This is a genomic window from Kitasatospora sp. NPDC057512, from assembly GCF_042802135.1.
Taxonomy (GTDB): domain Bacteria; phylum Actinomycetota; class Actinomycetes; order Streptomycetales; family Streptomycetaceae; genus Kitasatospora.
Genome location: NZ_JBHVET010001296.1, coordinates 1 through 1,053 on the forward strand (window position 1 = coordinate 1; position 1,053 = coordinate 1,053).

The 1,053-nt window shown below is 74.4% G+C and carries 2 protein-coding genes; both read right to left on the bottom strand.

The window, feature by feature from the left end:
* Window positions 1–521 (bottom strand): trypsin-like serine protease (locus tag ACFU6K_RS39595; protein WP_380671605.1); only part of this gene is annotated, 521 nt, incomplete at its 3' end.
* 43 nt (window positions 522–564) lie between these two features.
* Window positions 565–1,053: hypothetical protein (locus ACFU6K_RS39600; protein ID WP_380671607.1), on the bottom strand; the 489-nt coding region annotated here is incomplete at its 5' end.

Sequence of the window (1,053 nt, forward strand, 5' to 3'; positions counted from 1 at the left end):
GTCGCGCTCACCGTGTCGAGGCTGAACGCGCCGGTGTGGAGCTTGTTCGGCACCCACTCGTCCTTGGTCCGGCCGAAACCGGCGACGCGCAGGCTCTGCCCGGCGGTCGGGGCGGTGGCGGCGACCGCGAGCGGGACGACGCCGTCGACGGGCGACGCGAGACGGGCCATCACCAGGTCACGGTCGGCGCGCGGCACCAGCTCGGCCACCTCGGCCGACTTGCCGCCGAGCGTGACGGTCGTCTTCCACTTCGGCGCACCGGCCACCAGGGCCTGCGGCTGCGCCGGGTCGTCGGAGAAGCACGAGGCGGCGGTGAGCACCCAGGAGCGGTCCACCAGCGCACCGGTGCATCCGCGCGCGTTGTCGCCGATCACCAGACGGGCGGTGGCGGTGTCGGTGTTGTCGGCAGCCGCGGGGCCGGAGACGGCCCCGGCCGGCGAGAAGGTGCTCAGCGTGCCGGCGGCCGCGGCCGCGACCAGCACACCCGCCCGCCGGGAGCGGGGTGAGGAGTTGCGAAGCATATGTGTATTCCCAGACGGTGAGGAACGGATGCGCAGGCGGCCGTCAGCCGGTGACGGTCAGTTCGACGAGGCTGGTGGAGGCGCCGTTGCCGCCTTCGCCGACCGACTTGAAGCCGTCCTTGGGGACGTCGAGGGTCTGCTGGGTGGTGCCGGTGGTGAGGCCGGCCCGGACCGCGCGGCCGCCGGCGGTCTGGATGGCGAAGACCTCGGGCAGCTGGAGGGAGAGCGACCCGGTGGTGCCGGAGACGGTGAAGCAGATCTGGTTGTCCGGGTTGCCCGGGGCCAGGGTCCAGACCTGGATCTGGGTGGGCTTGGCGCAGTCGCCGAGCAGGATGTGGCCGTCGCCGCGCAGCAGCTTCACCTTGGTGATCGCGGCGGCGCCCGGGTAGGCGAAGTCCTCGACCGCGGGCGGTGCGGCGGAGTTGTCGGCGGGGGTGGTGTCGGCGGCGGCGATCGCGGTGGCGCCGACGAGCGCCGTGGCGGTCACGGCGGCGGCGGCCAGCCACCGGCCCGCGGTGGCGCGGCCGGTCCT